The sequence below is a fragment of the Nitrospirillum bahiense genome (assembly GCF_007828025.1).
GTDB classification, from domain to species: Bacteria; Pseudomonadota; Alphaproteobacteria; order Azospirillales; family Azospirillaceae; genus Nitrospirillum; species Nitrospirillum amazonense.
The window spans coordinates 1-1,330 of sequence record NZ_VITO01000050.1 but is presented as its reverse complement, the minus strand read 5'-3'; the positions used below and the strand labels follow the sequence as shown (position 1 = coordinate 1,330).

Here is a 1,330-nt window from a genome sequence, read left to right as displayed (position 1 = left end):
GGCTTGGTCAACGGCGACAGCATCAGTGCGGTGACGCTTGCGTCCAGTGGTTCTGGCACGGCGGCGTCGGTGGGCAGCTACAGCGTTGTGGCCAGTGGCGCCACGGGTACGGGGCTGAGCAACTACTCGGTGAGCTACGCCGATAGCACACTGACGGTGAACCCGGCGGCGCTGACGATCACGGCCAGCGGTGCGTCCAAGACCTATGGCAGCAGCGCCAGCCTGACGGGCTACAGCAGCAGCGGCCTGGTGAACGGCGACAGCATCAGTGCCGTGACCCTCGCGTCCAGTGGTTCGGGCACGGCTGCGTCGGTGGGCAGCTACACCATCGCGGCCAGCGGTGCGACGGGCACGGGTCTGAGCAACTACTCGGTGAGCTACGCCGACGGCACACTGACGGTGAACCCGGCGGCACTGACCATCACGGCCAGCGGTGCGACCAAGACCTATGGCACCAGCGCCAGCCTGACGGGGTACAGCAGCAGCGGCCTGGTGAATGGCGATACCATCAGTGCCGTGACGCTTGCGTCCAGTGGTTCTGGCACGGCAGTGTCGGTGGGCAGCTACAGCGTTGTGGCCAGCGGTGCGACGGGCACGGGGCTGAGCAACTACTCGGTGAGCTACGCCGACGGCACGCTGACGGTGAACCCGGCGGCGCTGACGATCACAGCCAGCGGGGCGAGCAAGACCTACGGGACCAGCGCCAGCCTGACGGGGTACAGCAGCAGCGGGCTGGTCAACGGCGACAGCATCAGCGCTGTCACCCTGGCCAGCACGGGCAGCGGCACGGCGGCGTCGGTGGGCAGCTACAGCGTTGTGGCCAGCGGCGCCACGGGCACGGGGCTCAGCAACTATTCGGTGAGCTATGCCGACGGCACGCTGACGGTGAACCCGGCGGCGCTGACCATCACGGCCAGCGGGGCGAGCAAGACCTATGGCGCCAGCGCCAGCCTGACGGGCTACAGCAGCAGCGGCCTGGTGAACGGCGACAGCATTGCGGCCGTGACGCTGGCCAGCAGCGGCAGCGGTACGGCGGCGTCGGTGGGCAGCTACAGCGTTGTGGCCAGCGGCGCCACGGGCACGGGTCTCAGCAACTACTCGGTGAGCTATGCCGACGGCACGCTGACGGTGAATCCAGCGGCGCTGACGATCACGGCCAGTGGGGCGACCAAGACCTATGGCGCCAGCGCCAGCCTGACGGGCTACAGCAGCAGCGGCCTGGTGAATGGCGATACCATCAGCGCTGTCACCCTGGCCAGCACGGGAAGCGGCACGGCCGCGTCGGTGGGCAGCTACAGCGTTGTGGCCAGCGGTGCGACGGGCACGGGGC

The 1,330-nt window shown here is 68.8% G+C and carries 1 protein-coding gene; it reads left to right on the top strand.

What is annotated here, in order from left to right; genetic code table 11:
* A partial coding sequence (locus FBZ88_RS30475; RefSeq protein ID WP_186464672.1) for a beta strand repeat-containing protein occupies positions 1–1,330 on the top strand: 1,330 nt, incomplete at both ends.